Consider the following 20,226-nt stretch of genomic DNA (forward strand, 5'->3'; position numbering starts at 1 on the left):
GGATCAGGCGGCTGGAGGAAGGCCGTCCAGGGATTCAGAACGCTGCCCGCTTTCTCGGTGGGCAGACAAGCCCATGGCTGGCATGGAAATCTTCCTGCACTTTCCAGGTCAGCTTGCGTGAGATCTGGCGCACGATCTGCCGCAGCAGGTGATCGCCACTCGAGTGCACCAGTCCCTCAGGCAGCACCGTAATCACCTTGGGCAGCCGGATCCAAACGGAGAGATCCAGTGACCAGCTGACGCTGGTGGCTTCGTTGCTGCCGTTTTCGCTGGTCTGCGGTTCCAGGTTGAGGGTCGCCTGGAAGTCAACGTCGTAGAGCTCCTGAAGTGCTGGATCCGCATCGGCCAGGGGCACGGTGACGATCGCGTAGGTGCCCTCCTGCTGCGGCAGCAACCTCAGGCCGATGGTCGGTTCCACCTCAAAGCCGAAATTGCCGAAACGACCGAGGCGCAGGGCGTAGGCCTGGCTGTCGATCGCCGCGACCTCCATTGGGGCGGCACAACGTCGGAACCAGCCTTCATGCCGGTCGAAGTAGACCGCCACCGGGTCGCGTGGCGCCAACATCTCCATGCAATCGGAAAACGTGCTCCGATAGCAGCGGACCTGGCGATCGTCGCTGTGGCGCAGGGTTTCGGCTGGAGGTCTCGCCAAGAGCAGCACGGATGAATGTCCCTCGCCGGGGACGGTCCCCGTTAGATCAACCAATGTAAAGGGGCCGGGCCTCAGCTTTCGCTCAGAGCGATCAGACGCTGAATCACATGCTCCACGACGCGATCAGGGGTCGAGGCGCCGGAGGTGATTCCCACCTTCACGGGGCCGTCCGGCAGAAAGTTCTGTTCGCGCACCAAGTCCTGGCCCAGGGGTTTGTGCTCGATGCTGTTGTCGGCATCGATTCGCTCGGGCGTATCGATATGGAACGAGCGAATCCCGCGGCTGATGGCGATCTCCTGAAGGTGGGTGGTGTTGGAGGAGTTGTAGCCCCCGATCACCACCATCAGATCAAGGGGTTCATCCACCAGGGAGAACATGGCGTCCTGCCGCTCCTGGGTGGCATCACAAATGGTGTTGAAGGCGAGAAAGTGCTCGTTGAGGTGGGCCGGTCCGTATTTGCTGAGCATCGTGCGTTCGAAGAGCCGACCGATCTCCTCGGTTTCGCTCTTGAGCATCGTGGTTTGGTTGGCGACCCCTAGGCGCTCCAGGTCTCGATCGGGGTCAAAGCCTGGTGAACAGGCCTTGGCGAAGCGAGCCATAAAGGCGTCCCGATCGCCCTGACCGAGGATGTAATCGGCCACCATGCGAGCTTCCTCGAGATCGAGGACCACCAGATAGGTGCCGGCGAAGGAGCTGGTGGCGAGGGTTTCCTCGTGCTTCACCTTGCCGTGAATGATGGACGTGAAGGCCTGTTTCTTGTGCTTCTCCACGGTCGTCCACACCTTGGAGACCCACGGACAGGTGGTGTCCACGATGTGGCAGCCCCGTTCATTGAGCAGCTGCATCTCCTGCACCGTCGCACCGAAAGCCGGCAGGATCACCACGTCTCCTGAGGCCACTTCGGAAAAGTCCTTCACCCCTTCATCCACCGGGATGAACTGCACATTCATGTCGCGCAGGTGGTCATTGACCGAGGGGTTGTGAATGATCTCGTTCGTGATCCACAGCCGTTCACTTGGATAGTGCCGACGGGTTTCGTAGGCCATGGCCACCGCCCGCTCTACGCCCCAACAGAATCCGAAGGCTTCGGCTAGTCGCACCGTCAGTCGGCCGTGGTTGAGGCGGTAATCGTTGTCGCGGATCGAGCCGATTAGGCCACTTTGGTAAGCCTGCTCCAGGCTGCCGGCCACCTCCTCGGCGCGACCGAAGCCCCGACGGTTGTAGCGATCGGAGTGATGCAGAGAGCGCTTGAAGGCGTGGGTATCCATGGCGCGACGTCGGCGGTGGGATGACTCTATGGGTCCAAAACAAAACCCGACCCCCTGAGGGGTCGGGTCGGAACGCTCAGGAGGCTGAGCCAAGCGGTCTTAGTTGCCGGCTGAAGCGAAATCTGGATAGGCCTCCATCCCGTGCTCACCGATGTCGAGACCTTCGATCTCTTCCTTTTCAGTGACGCGGATGCCACCAAAGAGACCGCCGATCACAGACCAAGCGATCCAGCAGGTGACCAGGGTCCAGATGGCGTAGGCAGCACAGCCCAGGGCCTGAATACCCAGCTGGGAGATGCCACCGCCGTTAAGGAGACCGATGCCGGCAGCACCGGGATCCATGCCATCCACGCCCCAGAGGCCGATCACCAGGGTGCCCCAGACGCCGCACACACCGTGCACAGAGAAGGCACCCACGGGGTCATCGATTCCGGCGGCATCAATGGCAGCCACAGCGAACACCACGATCACACCACCCACGGCACCGGCCACCCAGGAGCCCACCAGGGTCATGTTTCCACAGCCAGCGGTGATGCTCACCAGGCCGGCGAGGATGCCGTTGATGATCATCGTCAGATCCGGCTTGCCGGAGGTCAGGGTGGAGACGATGGTGGCAGCGATGGCGCCACCGGCAGCGGCCAGGGTGGTGGTGACAGCCACGTAGGGGACGTACTGGTCCATGGCCAACTCGGAGCCAGGGTTGAAGCCGTACCAGCCGATCCAGAGCACCAGAGCGCCCAGGGTGGCGATGGCCATGTTGTGACCAGGAATGGCCTGGGGCTTGCCGTCGATGAATTTGCCGATGCGGGGTCCGAGCAGCATGGCGCCGACAAGGCCTGCCCAGGCGCCCACGGAGTGGACGATCGAGGAACCAGCGAAATCGATGAAGCCAAGCTCGCTCAACCAACCGCCGTTCCACTGCCAAGAACCGGAGATCGGGTAGATCACAGCGGTCAGGATCAGGGAGAACACCACGAACTCACCAAACTTCACGCGTTCGGCCACAAGACCAGACACGATCGTGGCGGCGGTACCGGCGAAGGCAGCCTGGAAGAGGAAATCAACCGAAGGGACCAGACCGCCTTCTGCGATCAGCTCAGGGGTGACCGTGGGGTCAAAGAAGAGGCCGCTGAAGTACAGCCAGCCCGCGGCGACGGGGTCGCCGTACATCAGTGAGTAACCAATGAACCAGTAGGCGGTCACCGCAAGAGCGAACACAAACAGGTTCTTGGCGAGGATGTTGACCGCATTCTTTTGACGGCACATCCCGGCTTCGACCATGGCGAAGCCGGCGTTCATGAAGATCACCAGGATGGTGGCCACCAGCAACCAGAGGTTGTTGGCCAGGAAGGCGGCATTCAGCTCGGGCATCTCAGCGGCGTGGGCCGAGAGATTGAAGAGACCGAGGCCGAACAGCGCGACCGGCACACAGGCCAGCCACATCAGAGAGCGGTTCGACTTAAAGCCGCGGATGCTGCGCAGGAGGAGCATGGGGCCTTCCAAGAGACTGGCGTCTTGGAGGCGTGTCTTGCCCCGCCTTGCAGGCGAGTGCAGAGCAGTTGTCATGAAAGGAGAGCAGGGCTGCAGAAAGGGCTGGACGCTGGGTCCGGCTTCCAGGCCCCAAAGTGCTCGCTTATGAACCTTTCCCTGGTGACGATTGCTACGGAATTGCCGATTGGTGGCTTTGAACCGGCCTGAGGCCATCCCAGAAGACCCCGTTCCGTTCGAACTGAAACGCGCAGGGAAAGACCTCCACGCCAGCACTCAGGGCCTCTCGGAAGAGCTCGCCGTAGCGGGGATCTGCACTGTCTCCCGGCGCGAACGCCGTGACATCCGGTCGGCTCAGGCAGGGCACCAGCACGGCCCGTGCCTCCGGCGGTAGGGCGCTCAGCTCCTTCAGGTGTTTCTGCCCTCGCTCCGTCACCGTGTCGGGAAAGAGAGCTAGAGACCCCTCGCTCCAGGTGGTGTTCTTGACTTCGAGATAAATGGGGCGCTGATCCTTGGCTGTCTCGTCAGGTTGAAGCAGCAGATCAATGCGACTGCGTTTGTTGGCTCCGTAGGCGACTTCTGGTCGAATCGAGCCGATGGCCCCGAGTTGGGTGTCCAGGTGTCCCGCTTCAATCGCCGCCCGGATCAGACGATTGGGTAGGGCCGTGTTGATGCCCACCCAGCAGGGGCTGCCATCAGCCCCTGCTACTTCCGCCTGCTCCCAGGTCCAGGCGAGTTTGCGGGTCGGTGAGGGGGCGTAGCGCAGCCGCACGCGTCCGCCGGGATGCAGCACTCCTGTCATCGGTCCGGTGTTGGCGCAGTGGGCGGTCACCTCGCTGCCGTCATCAAGACGCACGTCAGCCAGAAAACGCTTGTAGCGCTTCAGCAGCACGCCCTCCTGCAGGGGCTCGAATTCAAGAAGCGGTTGGCCGGGCATAGCTGCGCAGCACCAGGGACGGAGATGGTGGCCATGGTGGCCCCTGGAGTGGGCCTGACAGCGCCGTGGGGTCGAGAATGCCGCGCAGTTCAGACGTGCCGGCCGGGCTGTTGATGGCGAGATCCCTGAAGCGCATCGCCCTGGTGGTGACCTACGGCACCTTGCTCAGCAAGTTGGGGGGGCTGGTGCGGCAGTTGGTGATTGCCGCTGCCTTCGGGGTGGGGGCTGCCTACGACGCCTATAACTACGCCTATGTGCTCCCGGGCTTTCTGCTGATTCTTCTGGGTGGCATCAATGGCCCCTTTCACAGCGCCATGGTGAGCGTGCTCAGCCGTCGGCCGCGGCAGGAGGGGGCTCAGATCCTCGCCACCCTCAACACGATGGTGAGCGCCGTGCTGTTCGCGGTCACCATCGTGCTGGTGTTGGCCGCCGATCCCTTGATCACCCTTGTGGGACCTGGCCTGAGTCCCGAGCTGCACCAGAACGCCGTGCTTCAGCTTCAGGTGATGGCGCCGATGGCGCTGCTTGCTGGTTTGATCGGCCTGGGGTTCGGCTCACTGAATGCCGCCGATGAGTTTTGGATCCCGGCCATTTCGCCGTTGATGTCTTCCCTGGCCCTCATCCTTGGCGTTGGGCTGTTGTGGGGGCAGCTCGGTGCCTCGATCGCCAGCCCCGCCTTCGCGATCCGCGGGGGGGTGGTGCTGGCCTTTGCCACTCTGGTGGGTGCCTTGTTGCAGTGGCTTCTGCAGTTGCCGGCCCTGGCCCGCCAGGGATTGGCTCGGATGCGTTTGGTCTGGGACTGGCGGCATCCCGGGGTGCGTGAGGTGTGGCAGGTGATGGGGCCGGCCACCCTCTCCTCGGGCATGCTCCAGATCAATGTCTTCACCGATCTGTTCTTTGCCTCCGGCATCCTCGGAGCGGCGGCTGGTCTCGGCTACGCCAACCTGCTGGTGCAGACACCCCTGGGCCTGATTTCCAATGCCCTGCTGGTGCCGCTGCTGCCTACCTTCTCGCGCCTGACCGCTCCGGAGGATCGCGAGGTCCTGGTGGCGAGGATCCGGCAGGGTCTGATGCTTTCCACCGCTTCGATGCTGCCGTTGGGCGCTTTGTTCGTGGCCCTCGGACAGCCGATCGTCGCTCTGGTGTACGCCCGTGGTGCTTTTGACCAGCAGGCCGTCCTTTTGGTCACAGGACTTTTGATGGCCTACGGGGTGGGGATGCCCGCCTATCTAGGACGAGACGTGCTGGTGCGGGTCTTCTATGCCCTTGGTGACGGCACGACACCCTTCCGCCTCTCCCTGGCGGGCATTGGCCTGAATGTGGTGTTCGACTGGTCGCTCGTTGGCGGCCCGACCCCCTGGGGGCCTCAGCTGCCTTTCAATTTCGGGGCGCCGGGCCTGGTCTTAGCCACAGTGGCGATCAACCTGATCACCTGCGCCGCTCTGGTTCTGGCCCTTCAGCAGCGTCTCGGCGGCCTGCCGTTGGACGCCTGGGGTCGGGATGGACTGCGGCTGCTGCTGGCGGCGGTGTTGGCCGGTTTGTCTGCTTGGGCGCTGAGTTCAGGCCTCGACTGGGCTCCTGATGGCATTGGTCGAATCCTGCAGGTGGCCCTATCCGCTGCGACTGGATTGGTGGTGTACGCCCTGATCGGTCAGGCCAGTGGTGTCCCGGAAGTGCGTGAGATCACGCATGGACTGATGCGTCGGTTCAATCGTCGCTGAGCCGAACCTCCCGCTCCTCCCGCACCTGGATCGGAAGCTCCAGTTGCTGACGGCCCACCACCTGCGGTCCCTGGACGGAGAGGATTCTTGCTTCGATCCCGAATTCGCGGAACGCGGTATCCAGTTCTTGGATCAACGCTTTCTCCACCTGGGCCTCAGCATCCACCACTTTGCCGATCAGCCGCTCGCCCAGCCGGCCAATCCGTTGGCGCACCACTTCACGTGCGTTGGTGACCTCAATGATCAGCACGGGACCTCCCGGGATGGCAGCAACCTTATCGGCAGTACTCCTCAAGGATCTCCTCGAGATCGCGGAGTTGTGCGGCTGGCATCAGCCTGGCGAGGGGGAGCCTGGTGCTGCCGCCGCCTATGGGCACCTGCACGGCTTCAAGGGCCTGACGGGCCGCTACAGCAGCGCCTTGGTCCATGCGAGCGCTGCATTCGATGGCCAGGGCCTCGGCGAGTCCGGCATCGCCGAGATACAGATGCCAGTTGGCGATCTGCAAATAGAGACGGTCGCTCAGGCTGTTACTGAGATCCCGCAGGGATGCGGCGTCAAGGCTCATGGTCCTGGAGGGGCAGAGGGCTGGTCTTCAGAGGCTGGTCGCATCTTGATCAGCACACCGAGTTGCACCACCAGGATCGCCAGCCAGAGCTCGCTGAACAGGTTGAGGTGCTCCCAGGGGTGGCGCATCTGCTGAACGAACCAAAGGCCGCTGTTGACGGCCGCGAAAACCATGGCGTGCAGGCACAGGTTCACAATCCGATTGAAATGCCTGTAGGTCGGGTCCGTGGGATCAGCAGGGCCGTACCAGCGGATAGGCATGGAGCTTCCCGTGACGATGGGTTGATTCTGGCGCCCGGGCTGTTGCTCCCAGTCGATGTGCTCCCAGTCGATGTGCCCCAGTTGACGAAGGGTGCCTCGATAGGGTCAGATGGTTGGGCGCAAGCGCTTGTAGCTCAGCGGATTAGAGCATCTGACTACGGATCAGAGGGTCGGGAGTTCGAATCTCTCCAGGCGCGCTTCTCCAACTGCCTTCGGGCAGTTTTTTTTTGGCTGCTCGCAGGGGTTCTATTTCCTACGATTCGACAACAGCCGGATTGTGCCGATGTCTGAACGCGCCCCTTCCAAGATCAACGTCGCTCTAGGGGAGACCGATCCCTCTATCGCAGCACTGATCGCACGGGAGCAGGACCGTCAGGAGACACACCTCGAGCTGATCGCTTCCGAGAACTTCGCCTCCCGGGCCGTGATGGAGGCTCAGGGGTCGGTGCTCACCAACAAGTACGCCGAAGGCCTGCCGCACAAGCGCTACTACGGCGGCTGTGAGCATGTGGATGCGATCGAGGAGCTGGCGATCGAGCGGGCGAAGCAGCTCTTTGGTGCTGCCTGGGCGAATGTGCAGCCCCACAGCGGCGCTCAGGCCAATTTCGCCGTGTTCCTGGCCCTGCTCCAGCCCGGCGACACGATCATGGGCATGGACCTCAGCCATGGCGGCCATCTCACCCATGGTTCACCGGTGAATGTCAGTGGCAAGTGGTTCAAGGTCGTTCAGTACGGCGTTGACCGGGAGACTCAGCGTCTCGACATGGAGGCGATCCGGAAGCTTGCGCTCGAGCATCGGCCCAAGTTGATCGTTTGCGGTTACTCCGCTTATCCCCGCACGATTGATTTCCCTGCTTTCCGGGCGATCGCCGATGAAGTGGGGGCCTTCCTGCTTGCCGATATGGCTCACATTGCCGGCCTCGTGGCAGCAGGTGTGCACCCCAGTCCTGTTCCCCATTGCGATGTGGTCACCACGACCACCCACAAGACCCTTCGCGGTCCCCGTGGAGGTCTGATCCTCTGCCGTGATGCCGAGTTCGCCCGTCAGTTCGATAAGGCGGTCTTCCCCGGCACCCAGGGTGGCCCGCTCGAGCATGTGATCGCCGCTAAGGCCGTGGCCTTCGGGGAAGCGCTTCAGCCCGCTTTCAAGGCCTATAGCCAGCAGGTGGTTGCCAATGCACAAGCCCTCGCTGCCCGGATTCAGGAGAGGGGAATTGATGTGGTGAGCGGTGGCACTGACAATCACGTGGTGCTGCTCGACCTTCGCAGCATCGGCATGACCGGCAAGGTGGCCGACCTGCTGGTGAGCGATGTGCACATCACCGCGAACAAGAACACCGTGCCCTTTGATCCCGAGTCCCCCTTCGTGACCAGTGGTCTACGCCTGGGCACTGCCGCTCTCACCACCAGGGGCTTTGATGCTGAGGCCTTCCGAGAGGTGGCTGATGTGATCGCTGATCGTCTGCTTAATCCCGAGGACGACGCCATTCAGGCCCGGTGTTTGGAGCGGGTCCGTGACCTCTGCTTGCGTTTCCCGCTCTATGGCGGAGTCGCTGTTGCACCGGCGCTTGCCTGACTGTCCCAAATGTTCTTGGAGCCTGGGCATGGACCTGCCTAGGATTTTCCCATTCGATCCCTTTTCAGGGTGATTCCCTCCGCGGAGCTTCCTGTGACCCTCGCGAGCAGCCCCCTCGCAGTCGCCGTGGTGAGTTTCGCAATGGCTGCGGGGATCACCACGATCATCGTTCCTCGGGTGCGGGCTCTCGGACTGCATTTCGGCCTCACCGATCAGCCCGATCCGCGCAAGCAGCACTCCACGCCGATGGTTCGTCTCGGTGGGGTGGCCATGGTGATCGGTTTCGCCCTCGCTCTCGCGGTGACCTGGGGGCTGGGGGGCTTTGGCCTGCTCGCTCCGGACCGAGATCAACTGATCTGGACCACCCTGGCGGGTTCCCTTTGTTTTTTTGTGATCGGCCTGGCCGATGACCTCTTTGCTCTTTCCCCCTGGCCCAGGCTCGCGGGGCAGGTGGCTGTCGCCGTCGTCGTCTGGTCCCAGGGGGTGAGGATCGGTGCCATCGATTTCCCCTGGCTGATCGATGGCGGCACGCCTCTTGTACTGCCCGATCTGCTCAGCCTCGCGGCCACGGTGATCTGGCTTGTGGGCATCACCAACGCGATCAATTGGCTTGATGGCCTCGACGGCCTGGCCGCTGGGGTGGCGGGTATTGCCGCCGTTGGCCTGGTGTCCGTCAGCTTCTCACTCCATCAGGTGGCCGCTGGTTTCTTGGCGGCTGCTCTGGCTGGCTCCTGCCTCGGCTTTCTTCGCCACAACTTCAATCCCGCCCGCATTTTTATGGGGGATGGAGGGTCTTATTTCCTCGGCTTCACCCTTGCGGCGATCAGCATTGTGGGGCCGGCCAAAGGCATCACGACCGTCAGCTTGCTGCTTCCCCTGCTCATCCTGTCCCTACCTCTGGCCGACATGAGCGCCGTGATTATGGGGCGTCTCCGGGAGGGCCGCTCGCCTTTCTACCCCGATCGACGCCACCTTCATCACCGCTTACTCAGGGCCGGTTTCAGCCATCGGCGGACGGTTCTGTTGATCTATGTGTTCACCCAATGGCTTGCTGCCTTGGCCATGGTGGTTGCCAATGTGGAGCTGCGTTTCCTCTGGCTGGGCTTGGCCACAGCCATTTTGGTGGGAACCGTTGTAGTGCTGCGTCGTCGCCAGCAAGAAGAGCGAGCCGAGCTGCGCCGCTCCTCAGGTTGTGGACCCGACGACGGTGAGCGTCAGACCTGTGTGTCACCGAACTGTTCACATGGGAACACCCCTGCGCAGCGTGGCTGAACGGGACGACGAACTGGAAGGTGGCGTTGAGCTTCTTTGTGTTGGCACGGAGTTGCTGCTCGGCAACATCCTCAATGGCAATGCCCGCTGGCTGGGCGAACAGCTGGCGGCACTCGGTTTGCCTCACTACAGGCAGTCGGTGCTTGGAGACAATCGCTCCCGTTTGATCCGCTTTGCTCAAGAGGCTGCAGAGCGCTCCAGGGTGTTGATCACCACGGGCGGCCTTGGCCCTACGCCGGATGACCTCACGACCGAGGCATTGGCCACAGCTTTCGAGACTCCCCTGGAGGAGCGGCCCGAGGTCTGGGCCGACATCGCTGCGAAGTGCCGCAGTCGCGGCCGCGAGCCTGGCCCGAGCCTGCGTCGTCAGGCACAACTGCCTCGAGGGGCCCAGGTGCTTCCCAATGCCACCGGTACGGCGCCAGGGATGATCTGGTCACCCCAGGAAGGATTCACGATCCTCACCTTTCCTGGTGTCCCGAGCGAGATGCGGGCGATGTGGAGCGCGACGGCAGCCCCGTGGCTGCGTGATTCCGATCTGGCCCAGGGGGTGATTGCGAGTCGCCAGTTGCATTTCTGGGGCATCGGCGAATCCAGCCTTGCCGAGCAGATCGAGGACTTGCTGGCTGGTCGCAATCCCACCGTGGCCCCCTATGCCGGTGGCGGTGAGGTGATGCTGCGTCTCACCGCAAGGGCCCAGACCGAAGACGAGGCGTTTCGCTTGTTGGACCCCGTGGAGCAGGAGTTGTGTCGTCGCACTGGGCGACTCTGCTTTGGAGCCGATGACGACACCCTGGCCTCTGTTGTGATTGCGTCGCTTCGGGAGCGTGGGCAGACCCTCGCGGTTGCGGAATCCTGTACCGGGGGCGGCCTTGGCGCTTCCCTGACGTCTGTTCCGGGCGCATCGGAGGTGTTGCTTGGAGGCGTGATTGCCTACGCCAATCCCGTCAAGCGAGACCTGCTCTCGGTTCCTCAAGAGCTGCTCGACCGCCATGGGGCCGTCAGTGATCCAGTGGCGATTGCGATGGCGGAAGGGGTCCGTCGCTGCACCGGTGCCGACTGGGGAGTGGCGATTACTGGGATCGCCGGTCCAGGTGGCGGTAGCGAGACCAAGCCGGTGGGCCTGGTGCATTTGGCCGTGGTCGGTCCTGATGGTGCCGAAAGTAGCGGCGAGCGTTTTGGTTCCAGCCAAGGTCGTGACTGGATCAGGCGGCTCAGTGTGGGGGAGGCCCTGAACCGCCTTCGCCTTCGCCTTCTCGAGAGTGCTGCTGTTGCTGACGCTTAGGCTGATGCGCTGATCATTTGGCGGGCATGAGCAGCGGCACGCTTTACGACAAGGTCTGGGAGTTGCACCGGGTGGCGGAGCTCCCCGGTGGATCCACTCAGCTCTTCATCGGTCTGCATTTGATCCATGAAGTCACCAGCCCGCAGGCTTTTGCGGCGTTGGACGATAAGGGCCTCGCCGTGCGCTGTCCTGAGCGCACGGTTGCCACGGTGGATCACATCGTGCCAACCACAAGCCAGGCGCGTCCGTTCGCCGATCCCCTGGCTGAAGAGATGCTCAGCACGCTTGAGCGCAACTGCGCGCGGCATGGCATCACCCTGCATGGCCTCGGCAGCGGCCGTCAGGGCATCGTGCATGTGATCGCTCCTGAGTTGGGTTTGACCCAACCCGGCATGACCGTGGCTTGCGGCGATTCCCACACCTCCACCCATGGCGCCTTCGGTGCGATCGCTTTCGGGATCGGCACCAGTCAGGTCCGCGATGTGCTCGCCAGTCAGAGCTTGGCGATGAACAAGCTGAAGGTGCGACGCATCTGGGTCGACAATCAGCTCAGTCCAGGCGTGTTTGCCAAGGATCTGATCCTGCATGTGATCCGCACGTTGGGTGTGAAGGCCGGTGTGGGCCATGCCTATGAGTTCGCTGGTCCAGCAATCGATGCGCTCTCCATGGAAGAGCGCATGACGCTCTGCAATATGGCGATCGAGGGTGGTGCCCGCTGTGGCTACGTGAATCCCGATCAGGTGACATTCGATTACCTCGCCGGTCGGCCAGCGGCACCCAGCGGTGATGCCTGGGAGCGTGCTGTTACCTGGTGGCGCTCACTCGCTTCCGATCAAGACGCCAGCTTTGATGATGAGGTGCGCTTCGACGCGGCTGCGATTGCGCCCACGGTGACTTGGGGGATCACACCTGGCCAGGGCATCGGTGTGGATGAAGCGGTGCCGACCCCTGATGAGCTTCAGCCATCGGACCGACCGATTGCGGAGGAGGCCTACCGCTACATGGATCTGGCTCCAGGTCAGGCGATTGCCGGAGTGCCGATTGATGTCTGCTTCATCGGCAGCTGCACCAATGGTCGTCTCAGCGATCTGAAGGCTGCGGCTGCTGTGGCCCGTGGACGCCATGTGGCTGAAGGCATCAAGGCGTTTGTGGTGCCTGGATCAGAGCAGGTGGCTCGGGCTGCGGAGGCGGAGGGGCTTGATGAGGTCTTCCGTGCAGCTGGTTTTGAATGGAGAGAGCCCGGCTGCTCCATGTGTCTGGCCATGAATCCTGACCGCCTGGAGGGGCGGCAGATCAGTGCAAGCTCCAGCAACCGCAACTTCAAAGGGCGCCAGGGTTCTGCCAGTGGGCGCACTCTGCTGATGAGCCCGGCGATGGTGGCCGCGGCTGCGGTGACCGGCACCGTCACGGATGTCCGCAGCCTGGTGGCAACGGACGCCGTCTCCGGCTGAGTCAAGTCTCATTTCGTTTCTTCCCCGAGTTCTCCACCCGACGCTGTCCATGACCCAGTCAGGCGCCTTCCCCCAGGGCATGATCACCCAAGTGCATGGGCGTGCCTTCACCCTGCGGGGCGATGACATTGATACCGACCGAATCATTCCTGCTCGCTATCTCAAATGTGTGAGCTTCGAAGCGCTTGGCGATCAGGTGTTCGCAGACGATCGTCAGGAACTCGCTGGTGCTCACCCCTTTGATCAGCCCGAGCATGTCGGAGCAAGGATCCTTGTGGTCAACGGCAATTTTGGTTGTGGCTCTAGCCGAGAACATGCGCCTCAGGCACTGATGCGTTGGGGGATTCGTGCTGTGATCGGTGTCAGTTTTGCTGAGATTTTTCACGGCAATTGCCTCGCTTTGGGCATTCCCTGTGCAACAGCATCAGCTGATGAGGTGGTGCGCTTGCAGGCAGCGGTTGAGGCTGACCCGACGCTCGAATGGTCCCTTGATCTGGAGCACGACCGTTGTCAGAACGAGCGGGCGGGCGACTGGGAGGTGCGCCTGGATCCAGGAGCGCGGGAGATGCTGCTGAGCGGTCGTTGGGATGCCACGTCCCAGCTTGTGGCTAGGGAGGCGGAGCTGAACGCAACGCTGCAACGGTTGCCGTATCTCAACGGTTTTCATCCCTTCTGAGCACGCAGGGATGAGCCTGGGGCTGCGGACACTTGCCTGAGTGTCTATGACGGAAGCAGAGGAGTCTTCCGTCCATGGCCTCCATTTCAGCCTCAGCGTCTGTCTTGGCGGGGGTCTTCACCCTGGGCCTGACCGCTGTTGCCCCCTTGCGCAGCGAGAGCGTGGTGCCTCTCCAGGTGCAGCCGTTCATGGCGCCTATCGAGCAGTTACTCACCGTTGGTGCTTGCCGAGCCTGTGATCTGCGTGGTGCTGATCTGCGCGGAGCTCATCTGATCGGTGTTGATCTCCGTGATGCCGATCTGCGCGCTGCCCAGCTCGCGGATGCCAACCTCGAGGGAGCTGATCTCAGTGGTGCGCGCCTCGACGGGGCTGATCTGCGTGGGGCGATGCTGACCAATGCCGAGCTCTCCGGCACGGATCTTCGCCATGCCGATCTGCGCAACGCGGTTGTGATCAATGCCTATGCACCGGGTGTGCGAACGACGGGCATGCAATTTGCCGGCTCCGATCTCACTGGTAGCCATCTGATTTATGGAGGTGGGCCCGACTGATGCTCAGAAGGGTCTGGCTTCCAACGTGTTCGGCAGGTTGCGCGGGGTGTAAGGGATGAAGGGCACACCGGTGCCGGTGAAATTGAAGTCATTGAGACGGAAGCGGAAGCCACCGATTCCTTCGTAGGGGTTGTAGTAGAAGCCGAAGTCATAGCTGCGCCGCTGCCAGCGCAACTCGATGTTGGAGTTGATCACGTCGCCGTAAAACTCTGAGGCTGGATCCACGTTGAGAGCCACGCCCATGTTCAGGAGCAGTGGTCCTGCGATCTGCTGGGTGATGCCAATCCCAAGAGTGCCCAGATCGATGGCCTGGTCAAAGCTGAAGGGGCTGCTTCCCTGCTTGAGCGTGCCGCCGCCGCTGACCGACAGCTGGGTGTAGTCGAGGAAGGGTTTGCTGAAGGTGCCCAGGGTGAGGGTCGGGCCGCCCGACAGACTGATCGTGTTTTGCGATGTGCCGTTTCCGTAAGCCGCCAGCAGGGTGTTGACGTTGGTATTGAAGGTGAGGCCAGGCACAATCGCTACTGGTGAATAGCGATAGGCCCCTTCAGGAGTAAGGGGAGCTGTTTTGCCGCGCCAGAGCGGATAGCTGCTGTTGAAGGAGCCGTAGAAATTTGCCCTCCAGAGTTCGCTCAGGTTGGTGCTTTCGAAGTCTTCGGCCTGGTAATTGCCCAGCCCGATTCGCCACAGATAGGAATTGCTGAGTTTGCCCCAGTTCACGTTGCCCTTCTGTTCGGCGAAGCCACCGAACGCCGAGTACACATCGGTTTCGCCTAAGGAACCGTTCCAGGTCCGGTAGCGATAGGCGCCGAAGAAGCGGGTGGTGAATTCCCCGATCCAAGGAAGCGTGAAGTTGTTTTTGATGCTTCCCCAATAGCGACTTCCATTGGCGATGTTCTGAGGGCTGAAGGTGCTGATGTCGGCGTTGACCGTGGTGTCCCAACCCCAGAGCTGGCCATTCAGTTCGGCTTCCAGTCCAAACAAATCGCCGATGGTGGTGGGCTGAGTCACATCGCCGCTGTCGACGGAGGAGCCCGGTGCCACGTAGCTGTTGGTCTGGCCATCAATGGCCCGCTGCACGAGAAACTGTGGTTGCAGGCTCAGGGTGTAGTCACTGCTGAGTTCGATTGGCTTGAGGTTTCTGCCGATGAAGAATCCATCACGGTCTTCATTGTCGATGCCGAACACCCAGCGATTCTCAATTTCCTCCTCCTTCTGAATGCGTTGCGTGCGGCTCACTGGAATCGGGAGCCGTTCCTCGACGATCAAGCGGTTGCGATCGCTTTGGATCACGATGTCGCCATTGGGCTGTTCCCTGGCAATGACGTTGTCGGCGTCGATGCGGGTCTGGGCTGGTGTGAACGGGTCATTACTGAAACCCATGCGATCGGCTTGCCAGCCTTCAGGGGTCACGCGGACCCGTGCCGCCTGAATGCGCCAACGACTGATCTCGCCGGTGACCAGCTGGGTACGACCCATCTGATTGAGCTGGCTAGCGCGCACGCCGCCGTAGTTGTTGGATTCCTCTACAGCGCTGTTTTGCATAGTGCCGGGCACCCCGAGGCGACGTTCGACCGTGAGTGCTTGTTGGAACTGGATGCTGCTGATGCGCTGGTCGATGGCTGCGATCGCTCTGGCCCTCTCGGCTTCTTGTTCTGAAAGGGACAGCTTCGAGGTCTCGCTCTGAGCCAGACGGGTGACAGGTGGCTGGGCATCGGCTGGGGTTGGGTTGCCCAAGGTGATGTCATCCAGCAGCTCGTTCAGGCTCTGCGGTGGCACGCGACTGGCGCGGTCAGGGTCGGGACAGCCCAGGGGTGGCGGTACCACCGCCTGCTCCGGCGCTGCAGGATCCTGGCCCCAGCGGTAGCGCACCCCGACCAGATACGCGTTGCTGCCCTCCCTGACACCGCTGTAGGTGCCGAAGGCGCCGGAACGGTGGTGGATCCTGCCCACCACGGAGAGCTCGGGAGAGACGGCGGCCTCGAGTTCAAAGGCCAGGTAATTGAGCAGCTGCGCGTAGTTCTCCCGGTAGGTGCGCTCGTAGTTGCTGACGGAGGTGTTGTAGCTGATGCCCTCGACAAATCCGAAGCTCAGCCAGGGTTGCAGCCAGAGCCGCGCCCCTAGGCCGAGGATCCCTTCAGCAAAGGTCTGATCAGGCGTGTCGGCATAGGGCACGGATTGGTTGTAAGCGCCGCCTTTCTGGCTGTAGGCGTGGTGGCCAAACAGGTCGGCCTCCAGTTCCAGCGATAGGGGGCCTGCCCGCCAGATGCGCTTCTGAAGACTCAGGCCGAGCAGGTATTCCGGTCGCATCCTTCCGTTGAAGAGGAAGGTATCGCCGAAGTTGGAATCGATCATCTGCCCACCCCAGGCCGTCACAGCCCAGGGATGGGGATGCCAGGGGGGGACCGGGGGCAGCACTGGCGGGCAGGCCATCCCTGCATCGGCGGGCTTGTTGTTGGGTTGTGCCGCATCGGGCACCTGCCATTCCGGTACCGGCGGGAGTTCCACGTCCCAAAAGCCGCTGCCGTCACCCTGGGGGCTGATTCGCTCGGGGGTGCTGGCCTCCAATTCGATGCCGAGGGCTGTGGGGAACCCCAGACCGCTGCTTTCAATGACCGGCAGGAGGCGCGACGTGCCGGTGGATGGATCAGTGGTCTTCTCCGCAGGCTTGGGGTTGGCTCCACCTCCGTAGGGGTTGAGATCGATGGCGGCGCTGTCGAGATCCAGTACGCCGTACACGTCTTCAAGCTCGCCCTCACCCTGGATCAGGCTGAAGCGAAGCGTGCTGGCCTGGAAATACTGCGCACCCTTGCGATAACGAACGCTGCCACGGGCGAACAGGGTGTTGAAGTTGCTGTCGAACTCGATGCGGTCAGCCTGCAGGACTCCGCCGTTGAGGACGGCCCGTACGTTGCCCTCGGCGATGAACAGGTTTCTGCGCGAGTCGTAGCTCTGTTGATCAGCCTTGAGCTTGATCTCCAGCGGTGGACGGGGAGGTTGCGTCGAGTCTTTTGTGTTGCCGGCGGATTTGCTTTCAGCGGGCGCAGGCGTCTGTGCCGCCGCTGGCGAGATCGGGCTGATCAGGGAGCTCAGGAGCACAAGCGTGTAAAGGCGCCTGGCCAGCGGGCCCGAATGACCGGATGTGACGTTGCGAGCCGGCAAGCGCTGCTGCTGCTGTGGCCGCTGATCTTGCCACGCGCAGCACGCTGAACTCTGCAGATGTTGTCCAGTGTCAGGCGTGACTCAACGCGCGGTCAGCCGACCCTGGATTCAGTCTTCGAGGTCCTTGCGGCTGGGGGTGCGGCTGGGATCGCTCGCCAGGAAGCCGAACACGAAGATCCCGAGGAAGAAGAAGACGACCGAGTAAACGGAGATCTTGAGGGCAAGCATGGAGACCGACCGGCGTCTGGGACAGCGCCATCATCCTATGGGGCAATGTTTGGTGATCACGATGCAAACCCAGCTCCAGGCCCGGCGATTGGGGTGGATTGAAACGTTTCGAAGCCGCTCGCGTCTGGATCTGATCGGTCACTGGCTGCGCAGCGACGCGCCAGAACGGGGGCCTGCTCTGGAGGATCCATGGGGGCGAGAGCACCGTCCCGACTGGGTGCAGCGGGGGTTGCTCGTCTGGCCGAGAGGTGGAGTTTGGAGGCGACTGCGGCAGGAGATCCGCTGCCCGCCTGCCTGGCGGAATGGCACGGGAGCCCAGGCGCGTCTGGTCTTGAGCTGGTGGGCTGATGCCGTGCGCATCTGGGTGGACGGTCAGCTCGTCCATGAGGGCGACCTCTTCGATACCCGCTGTCGCTGGTTGATGCCCTCGGCCTGGTTGAGCGGCAGGCCGATCGTTCTGGAGCTGGAACTGCGCAGCCCTCTCCACGACGACGGTGCCCTGATCAGCAGTGCCATCGTTCTGGAGCCAGAGACGCCGTCGGCAGCCGATGGGGCGGAACGGCTGTTGCTGCCTCAGGCCCTGGATTTAGCGCTCGCGGCCTATCCGGCAGGGCCTGAGGAAGAGGCCGAGACAGGGTTGCCTGAGATCGGGCTGCACGAGTCATGTTTGGATCTGGATCCCCTGCAAGACGCCGCGGCTGAGGCGGTGGCGGATGCGTTGAGGCGGCTCGCTCCTGCGGCCGGCGAGGTGCATTGGTTTGGTCACGCCCATCTCGATCTCGCCTGGCTCTGGCCGGTGGCTGACACCTGGGAGGCCGCAGAGCGCACCTTCCGCTCTGCTCTTGCCTTGATGGAGCGATTCCCTGATCTGCATTTCGCCCACTCCACCCCTGCCCTCTATGCATGGCTTGAGCGCTTCCGTCCGGCTTTATTCGCCAGGATCCAGGCCGCCAGTTCGGCTGGCCGCTGGGAACCGATCAATGGCCCCTGGGTCGAGACCGACTGCGTGCTGATTGGCACGGCGTCGCTGCGGCGCCAATTCGCATTGGGCCAGGCCTACAGCCATCGAGCGTTCCCCGACTGGCGCCATGAGCTGGCCTGGCTTCCCGACAGTTTCGGCTTTGCTGCCGGCCTGCCGGCGATTGCGGCCATGGAGGGGGTGCGGTGGTTCTGTACGCACAAACTGGCCTGGAATGCCTCTAACCCCTTCCCCCATCGCCTGTTTCGCTGGCGAAGCAGGGGTGCGGCTGAGGTGCTGGCGTTGATGCTGCCGCCGATCGGCACCGATGGGGACCCTGGGGCCATTCAGGCGGAGCAGCGTGCCTTCGAAGCGGCCACAGCGTTGGACCAGGCCCTCTGGATTCCAGGGGTGGGTGACCACGGTGGCGGTCCCACCGCTGAAATGCTCGAGCAGTTGCAGCTTTGGGAGGGGCATCCCCAGGTTTCGGCCCGGCGGCCAGGCAGTCTTCGTGACTACCTGCAGAGGTTGGAGGCTCACATCGAGAGCCTGCCGGTCTGGCGGGATGAGTTGTATCTGGAACTTCACCGGGGCTGCCCCACCAGCCGTCCGGATCAGAAGCGCCACAACCGCAGCCTGGAGCGGCTGCTCAGAGAGGCGGATCTGGTGGCTGCATTGCTGAGCGCAGGGTTCAATGCTCGAGCTGGTGCCGGCGCCCCCGCTGCTACTGACTGGCGACCGCTTCTGTTTCAGCAATTTCACGACATCCTTCCTGGTACGTCGATTCCGGAGGTGTTTGAGCAGGCTGAACCCGTCTGGCGGGCTTCGCGGCGGCAGGCCCTGCGCCAGCGCAATCAGGGATTACGCGACCTGCTCGGGCTTGCTTCGGGAGAGAACCGCTGGTGCTGGGTTGGTTTGCAGCCGCTGGCGCGCTGGTCACCCCTGCTGCGCCTGCCCCGGGGGCACTGGACCCATGCCGGTCAGGCGTTGGCTGTTCAGGATGCGTCCACCGGTGGCAGCTGGGTGCAGCTGCCCTGCCAGGAGGGGGTCGCGGCGGTTGCGCTCGAGCACGTGCCGCTCCAACAGGCTGCTTTGCCCCAACAGGCTGCTGTCTTGAAACAACCGCCAGTGCGGGGCGCTGTGCAAGTGACCCCCCTCCCGGGGGGTGGTTGGCTTATCAGCAACGGCTTGGTCTCCGCCGAGATCGATGCCTCTGGACTCCGCCAGCTCAGGGATGCGGCTGGTGCTCCGCAACTGTCCGCCCCGCTGGTGTTTCGCCGTTTTGGTGATCACGGCGAGTTTTGGGATGCCTGGGATCTGGCGGCTGACTACCGGGAGCACCCCCTGCCTCTCGAGGGGCCGCTTGATGCGCCTGAACTCGTCGAATCGGGGCCGCTGCTGGCCCGTTGCCTGTGGCGCTGTAACGCCGGTGCGAGTCAGATCCGAGTGGATCTGCAGCTCCGTGCCGATCACCCTTGGATTGAGATCACCTGCAGCATCCACTGGTGTCAGACCCATGAGCTGCTGCGTCTGGAGCTTCCCCTGGCCAGCGAAGCCGTGCGCTGGGCTGCGGACACCAGCGGCGGGGTCCTTGAGCGGCCGGCTTTGGCTCAGACCTCCAGGGAGCAGGCCCGTTGGGAGGTGCCGGTGATCTCCTGGCTGGCGAGCCAGGCGGCAGCTCCAGCCGGGGGGCTCGCGGTGTTGCTGGATGGTCCGCAGGGGGTGGACCTGGTGCCGGATCGGCTTGGCGTTTCCCTGCTGCGCGGCCCTACCTGGCCGGATCCCTCGGCGGATCGGGGCTGGCATCGCCAACGGCTTGCGCTCATGCCGGTTCCGGAGGGCTGGGAGCGAGGCGCCGTTCCCCAGGCGGCCCTCGCCTTTCGTGAAACCGGTTGGTGGGGCAGAGCGACTACAGCAGAAGACCAGCGTCTGTTGCCGGGCCTTCCGCCGGGGTTGGTGCCGATTGCCCTCACCAGCGAAGCCCCAGCGGGGTCTGTGCGTCTTCAGGTCCACAACCCCGGTGGTCGCCGCCAGCAGTGGAAGCTGCCGCAAGACGCCGGCTGGAGTGTTCGACCCTGTGGTGCTCGCGATGGAGATGGCGAATGGGGGGAAGCCATCTCAGTCAGGCCGGGAGCGCTGGTGGATCTTGAGCTCCGCCGTTCCGACCCCTGAGCGGGC

17 protein-coding genes and 1 tRNA gene are annotated in these 20,226 nt (G+C 63.0%); 9 read left to right on the plus strand and 9 right to left on the minus strand.

The features are described from left to right. Positions 1 to 34: 34 nt before the first annotated feature. From CWE16_RS03105 to sfsA, 4 genes are all read right to left on the minus strand, one after another. Positions 35 to 661, minus strand: a complete 627-nt coding sequence (locus tag CWE16_RS03105) for a DUF1997 domain-containing protein (protein WP_131592820.1) — start codon at positions 659 to 661, stop codon at positions 35 to 37. A 62-nt stretch (positions 662 to 723) separates the two neighbouring features. Beyond that, positions 724 to 1,920, minus strand: a complete 1,197-nt coding sequence (locus CWE16_RS03110; protein WP_131592822.1) for a 4-hydroxy-3-methylbut-2-enyl diphosphate reductase — start codon at positions 1,918 to 1,920, stop codon at positions 724 to 726. Between the two features lie 99 nt (positions 1,921 to 2,019). Then, positions 2,020 to 3,486, minus strand: coding sequence for an ammonium transporter (locus tag CWE16_RS03115; RefSeq protein ID WP_131592823.1), 1,467 nt, complete (start codon positions 3,484 to 3,486; stop codon positions 2,020 to 2,022). A 94-nt stretch (positions 3,487 to 3,580) separates the two neighbouring features. Then, a complete protein-coding gene (gene sfsA, locus CWE16_RS03120; RefSeq protein ID WP_131592825.1) occupies positions 3,581 to 4,345 on the minus strand; it encodes a DNA/RNA nuclease SfsA in 765 nt (254 codons plus the stop codon). 113 nt (positions 4,346 to 4,458) lie between these two features. On the opposite strand from sfsA, the gene murJ reads away from it, so the two are divergent. Beyond that, entirely contained in the window at positions 4,459 to 6,066 is a 1,608-nt protein-coding gene (gene murJ, locus CWE16_RS03125) for a murein biosynthesis integral membrane protein MurJ (RefSeq protein ID WP_131592827.1), read from the plus strand. Here murJ and CWE16_RS03130 read toward each other — a convergent pair. The 3 genes from CWE16_RS03130 to CWE16_RS03140 are packed head-to-tail and all read right to left on the minus strand — an operon-like array spanning position 6,053 to position 6,892. Next, the gene (locus CWE16_RS03130; protein WP_131455848.1) at positions 6,053 to 6,316 is read right to left on the minus strand and encodes a cytochrome-c oxidase; all 264 of its coding nucleotides are present in this window, start codon (positions 6,314 to 6,316) and stop codon (positions 6,053 to 6,055) included. The two genes, murJ and CWE16_RS03130, sit on opposite strands and share 14 nt — an antisense overlap. A gap of 25 nt (positions 6,317 to 6,341) precedes the next feature. Continuing rightward, positions 6,342 to 6,632 carry a DUF3181 family protein gene (locus CWE16_RS03135; protein ID WP_131592829.1) on the minus strand — a complete coding sequence of 97 codons (291 nt, stop codon included), beginning with the start codon at positions 6,630 to 6,632 and terminating at the stop codon, positions 6,342 to 6,344. After that, positions 6,629 to 6,892: a hypothetical protein gene (locus CWE16_RS03140; RefSeq protein WP_131592831.1), complete on the minus strand. Its 264-nt coding sequence runs from the start codon at positions 6,890 to 6,892 to the stop codon at positions 6,629 to 6,631. Before CWE16_RS03140 ends, CWE16_RS03135 begins: the two co-directional genes overlap by 4 nt. A 123-nt stretch (positions 6,893 to 7,015) precedes the next feature. Here CWE16_RS03140 and CWE16_RS03145 point away from each other — a divergent pair. From CWE16_RS03145 to CWE16_RS03175, 7 genes are all read left to right on the plus strand, one after another. After that, positions 7,016 to 7,089 (plus strand) — tRNA-Arg (locus tag CWE16_RS03145). Positions 7,090 to 7,175: 86 nt separating this feature from the next. Beyond that, on the plus strand, positions 7,176 to 8,468 hold the full coding sequence (glyA, locus tag CWE16_RS03150) for a serine hydroxymethyltransferase (RefSeq protein ID WP_131592833.1): 1,293 nt from the start codon (positions 7,176 to 7,178) through the stop codon (positions 8,466 to 8,468). A gap of 93 nt (positions 8,469 to 8,561) precedes the next feature. After that, the gene (locus tag CWE16_RS03155; RefSeq protein WP_236629545.1) at positions 8,562 to 9,740 is read left to right on the plus strand and encodes an MraY family glycosyltransferase; all 1,179 of its coding nucleotides are present in this window, start codon (positions 8,562 to 8,564) and stop codon (positions 9,738 to 9,740) included. After that, a complete protein-coding gene (locus tag CWE16_RS03160; protein WP_131592835.1) occupies positions 9,712 to 11,025 on the plus strand; it encodes a competence/damage-inducible protein A in 1,314 nt (437 codons plus the stop codon). Before CWE16_RS03155 ends, CWE16_RS03160 begins: the two co-directional genes overlap by 29 nt. 26 nt (positions 11,026 to 11,051) lie before the next feature. After that, a complete protein-coding gene (gene leuC, locus CWE16_RS03165; protein ID WP_131592837.1) occupies positions 11,052 to 12,476 on the plus strand; it encodes a 3-isopropylmalate dehydratase large subunit in 1,425 nt (474 codons plus the stop codon). A 49-nt stretch (positions 12,477 to 12,525) separates the two neighbouring features. After that, positions 12,526 to 13,152: a 3-isopropylmalate dehydratase small subunit gene (locus CWE16_RS03170; protein ID WP_131592839.1), complete on the plus strand. Its 627-nt coding sequence runs from the start codon at positions 12,526 to 12,528 to the stop codon at positions 13,150 to 13,152. A 74-nt stretch (positions 13,153 to 13,226) separates the two neighbouring features. Then, on the plus strand, positions 13,227 to 13,703 hold the full coding sequence (locus tag CWE16_RS03175; protein ID WP_131592841.1) for a pentapeptide repeat-containing protein: 477 nt from the start codon (positions 13,227 to 13,229) through the stop codon (positions 13,701 to 13,703). A gap of 3 nt (positions 13,704 to 13,706) precedes the next feature. On the opposite strand, the gene CWE16_RS03180 is transcribed toward CWE16_RS03175, so the two are convergent. Together CWE16_RS03180 and CWE16_RS03185 are read right to left on the minus strand one after the other, a co-directional pair. Beyond that, entirely contained in the window at positions 13,707 to 16,793 is a 3,087-nt protein-coding gene (locus CWE16_RS03180; RefSeq protein ID WP_131593045.1) for a DUF3769 domain-containing protein, read from the minus strand. Between the two features lie 177 nt (positions 16,794 to 16,970). Then, positions 16,971 to 17,090, minus strand: a complete 120-nt coding sequence (locus tag CWE16_RS03185; RefSeq protein ID WP_006042333.1) for a photosystem II reaction center protein I — start codon at positions 17,088 to 17,090, stop codon at positions 16,971 to 16,973. Here CWE16_RS03185 and CWE16_RS03190 point away from each other — a divergent pair. Next, the gene (locus CWE16_RS03190) at positions 17,089 to 20,220 is read left to right on the plus strand and encodes an alpha-mannosidase (protein WP_236629531.1); all 3,132 of its coding nucleotides are present in this window, start codon (positions 17,089 to 17,091) and stop codon (positions 20,218 to 20,220) included. The two genes, CWE16_RS03185 and CWE16_RS03190, sit on opposite strands and share 2 nt — an antisense overlap. Positions 20,221 to 20,226 lie beyond the last annotated feature (6 nt).

This window comes from Synechococcus sp. BS55D (assembly GCF_004332415.1).
In the GTDB taxonomy this organism is placed as follows: Bacteria; Cyanobacteriota; Cyanobacteriia; order PCC-6307; family Cyanobiaceae; genus Synechococcus_C.

Coding starts and splice junctions, on each gene's coding strand:
- CWE16_RS03175 (WP_131592841.1), top strand. CDS start 13,227: ATGGCCTCCATTTCAGCCTCAGCGTCTGTCTTGGCGGGGGTCTTCACC.
- CWE16_RS03135 (WP_131592829.1), bottom strand. CDS start 6,632: ATGAGCCTTGACGCCGCATCCCTGCGGGATCTCAGTAACAGCCTGAGC.
- CWE16_RS03170 (WP_131592839.1), top strand. CDS start 12,526: ATGACCCAGTCAGGCGCCTTCCCCCAGGGCATGATCACCCAAGTGCAT.
- CWE16_RS03110 (WP_131592822.1), bottom strand. CDS start 1,920: ATGGATACCCACGCCTTCAAGCGCTCTCTGCATCACTCCGATCGCTAC.
- CWE16_RS03185 (WP_006042333.1), bottom strand. CDS start 17,090: ATGCTTGCCCTCAAGATCTCCGTTTACTCGGTCGTCTTCTTCTTCCTC.
- glyA (WP_131592833.1), top strand. CDS start 7,176: ATGTCTGAACGCGCCCCTTCCAAGATCAACGTCGCTCTAGGGGAGACC.
- murJ (WP_131592827.1), top strand. CDS start 4,459: ATGGCGAGATCCCTGAAGCGCATCGCCCTGGTGGTGACCTACGGCACC.
- CWE16_RS03160 (WP_131592835.1), top strand. CDS start 9,712: ATGGGAACACCCCTGCGCAGCGTGGCTGAACGGGACGACGAACTGGAA.
- CWE16_RS03115 (WP_131592823.1), bottom strand. CDS start 3,486: ATGACAACTGCTCTGCACTCGCCTGCAAGGCGGGGCAAGACACGCCTC.
- sfsA (WP_131592825.1), bottom strand. CDS start 4,345: ATGCCCGGCCAACCGCTTCTTGAATTCGAGCCCCTGCAGGAGGGCGTG.
- CWE16_RS03140 (WP_131592831.1), bottom strand. CDS start 6,892: ATGCCTATCCGCTGGTACGGCCCTGCTGATCCCACGGACCCGACCTAC.
- CWE16_RS03190 (WP_236629531.1), top strand. CDS start 17,089: ATGGAGACCGACCGGCGTCTGGGACAGCGCCATCATCCTATGGGGCAA.
- leuC (WP_131592837.1), top strand. CDS start 11,052: ATGAGCAGCGGCACGCTTTACGACAAGGTCTGGGAGTTGCACCGGGTG.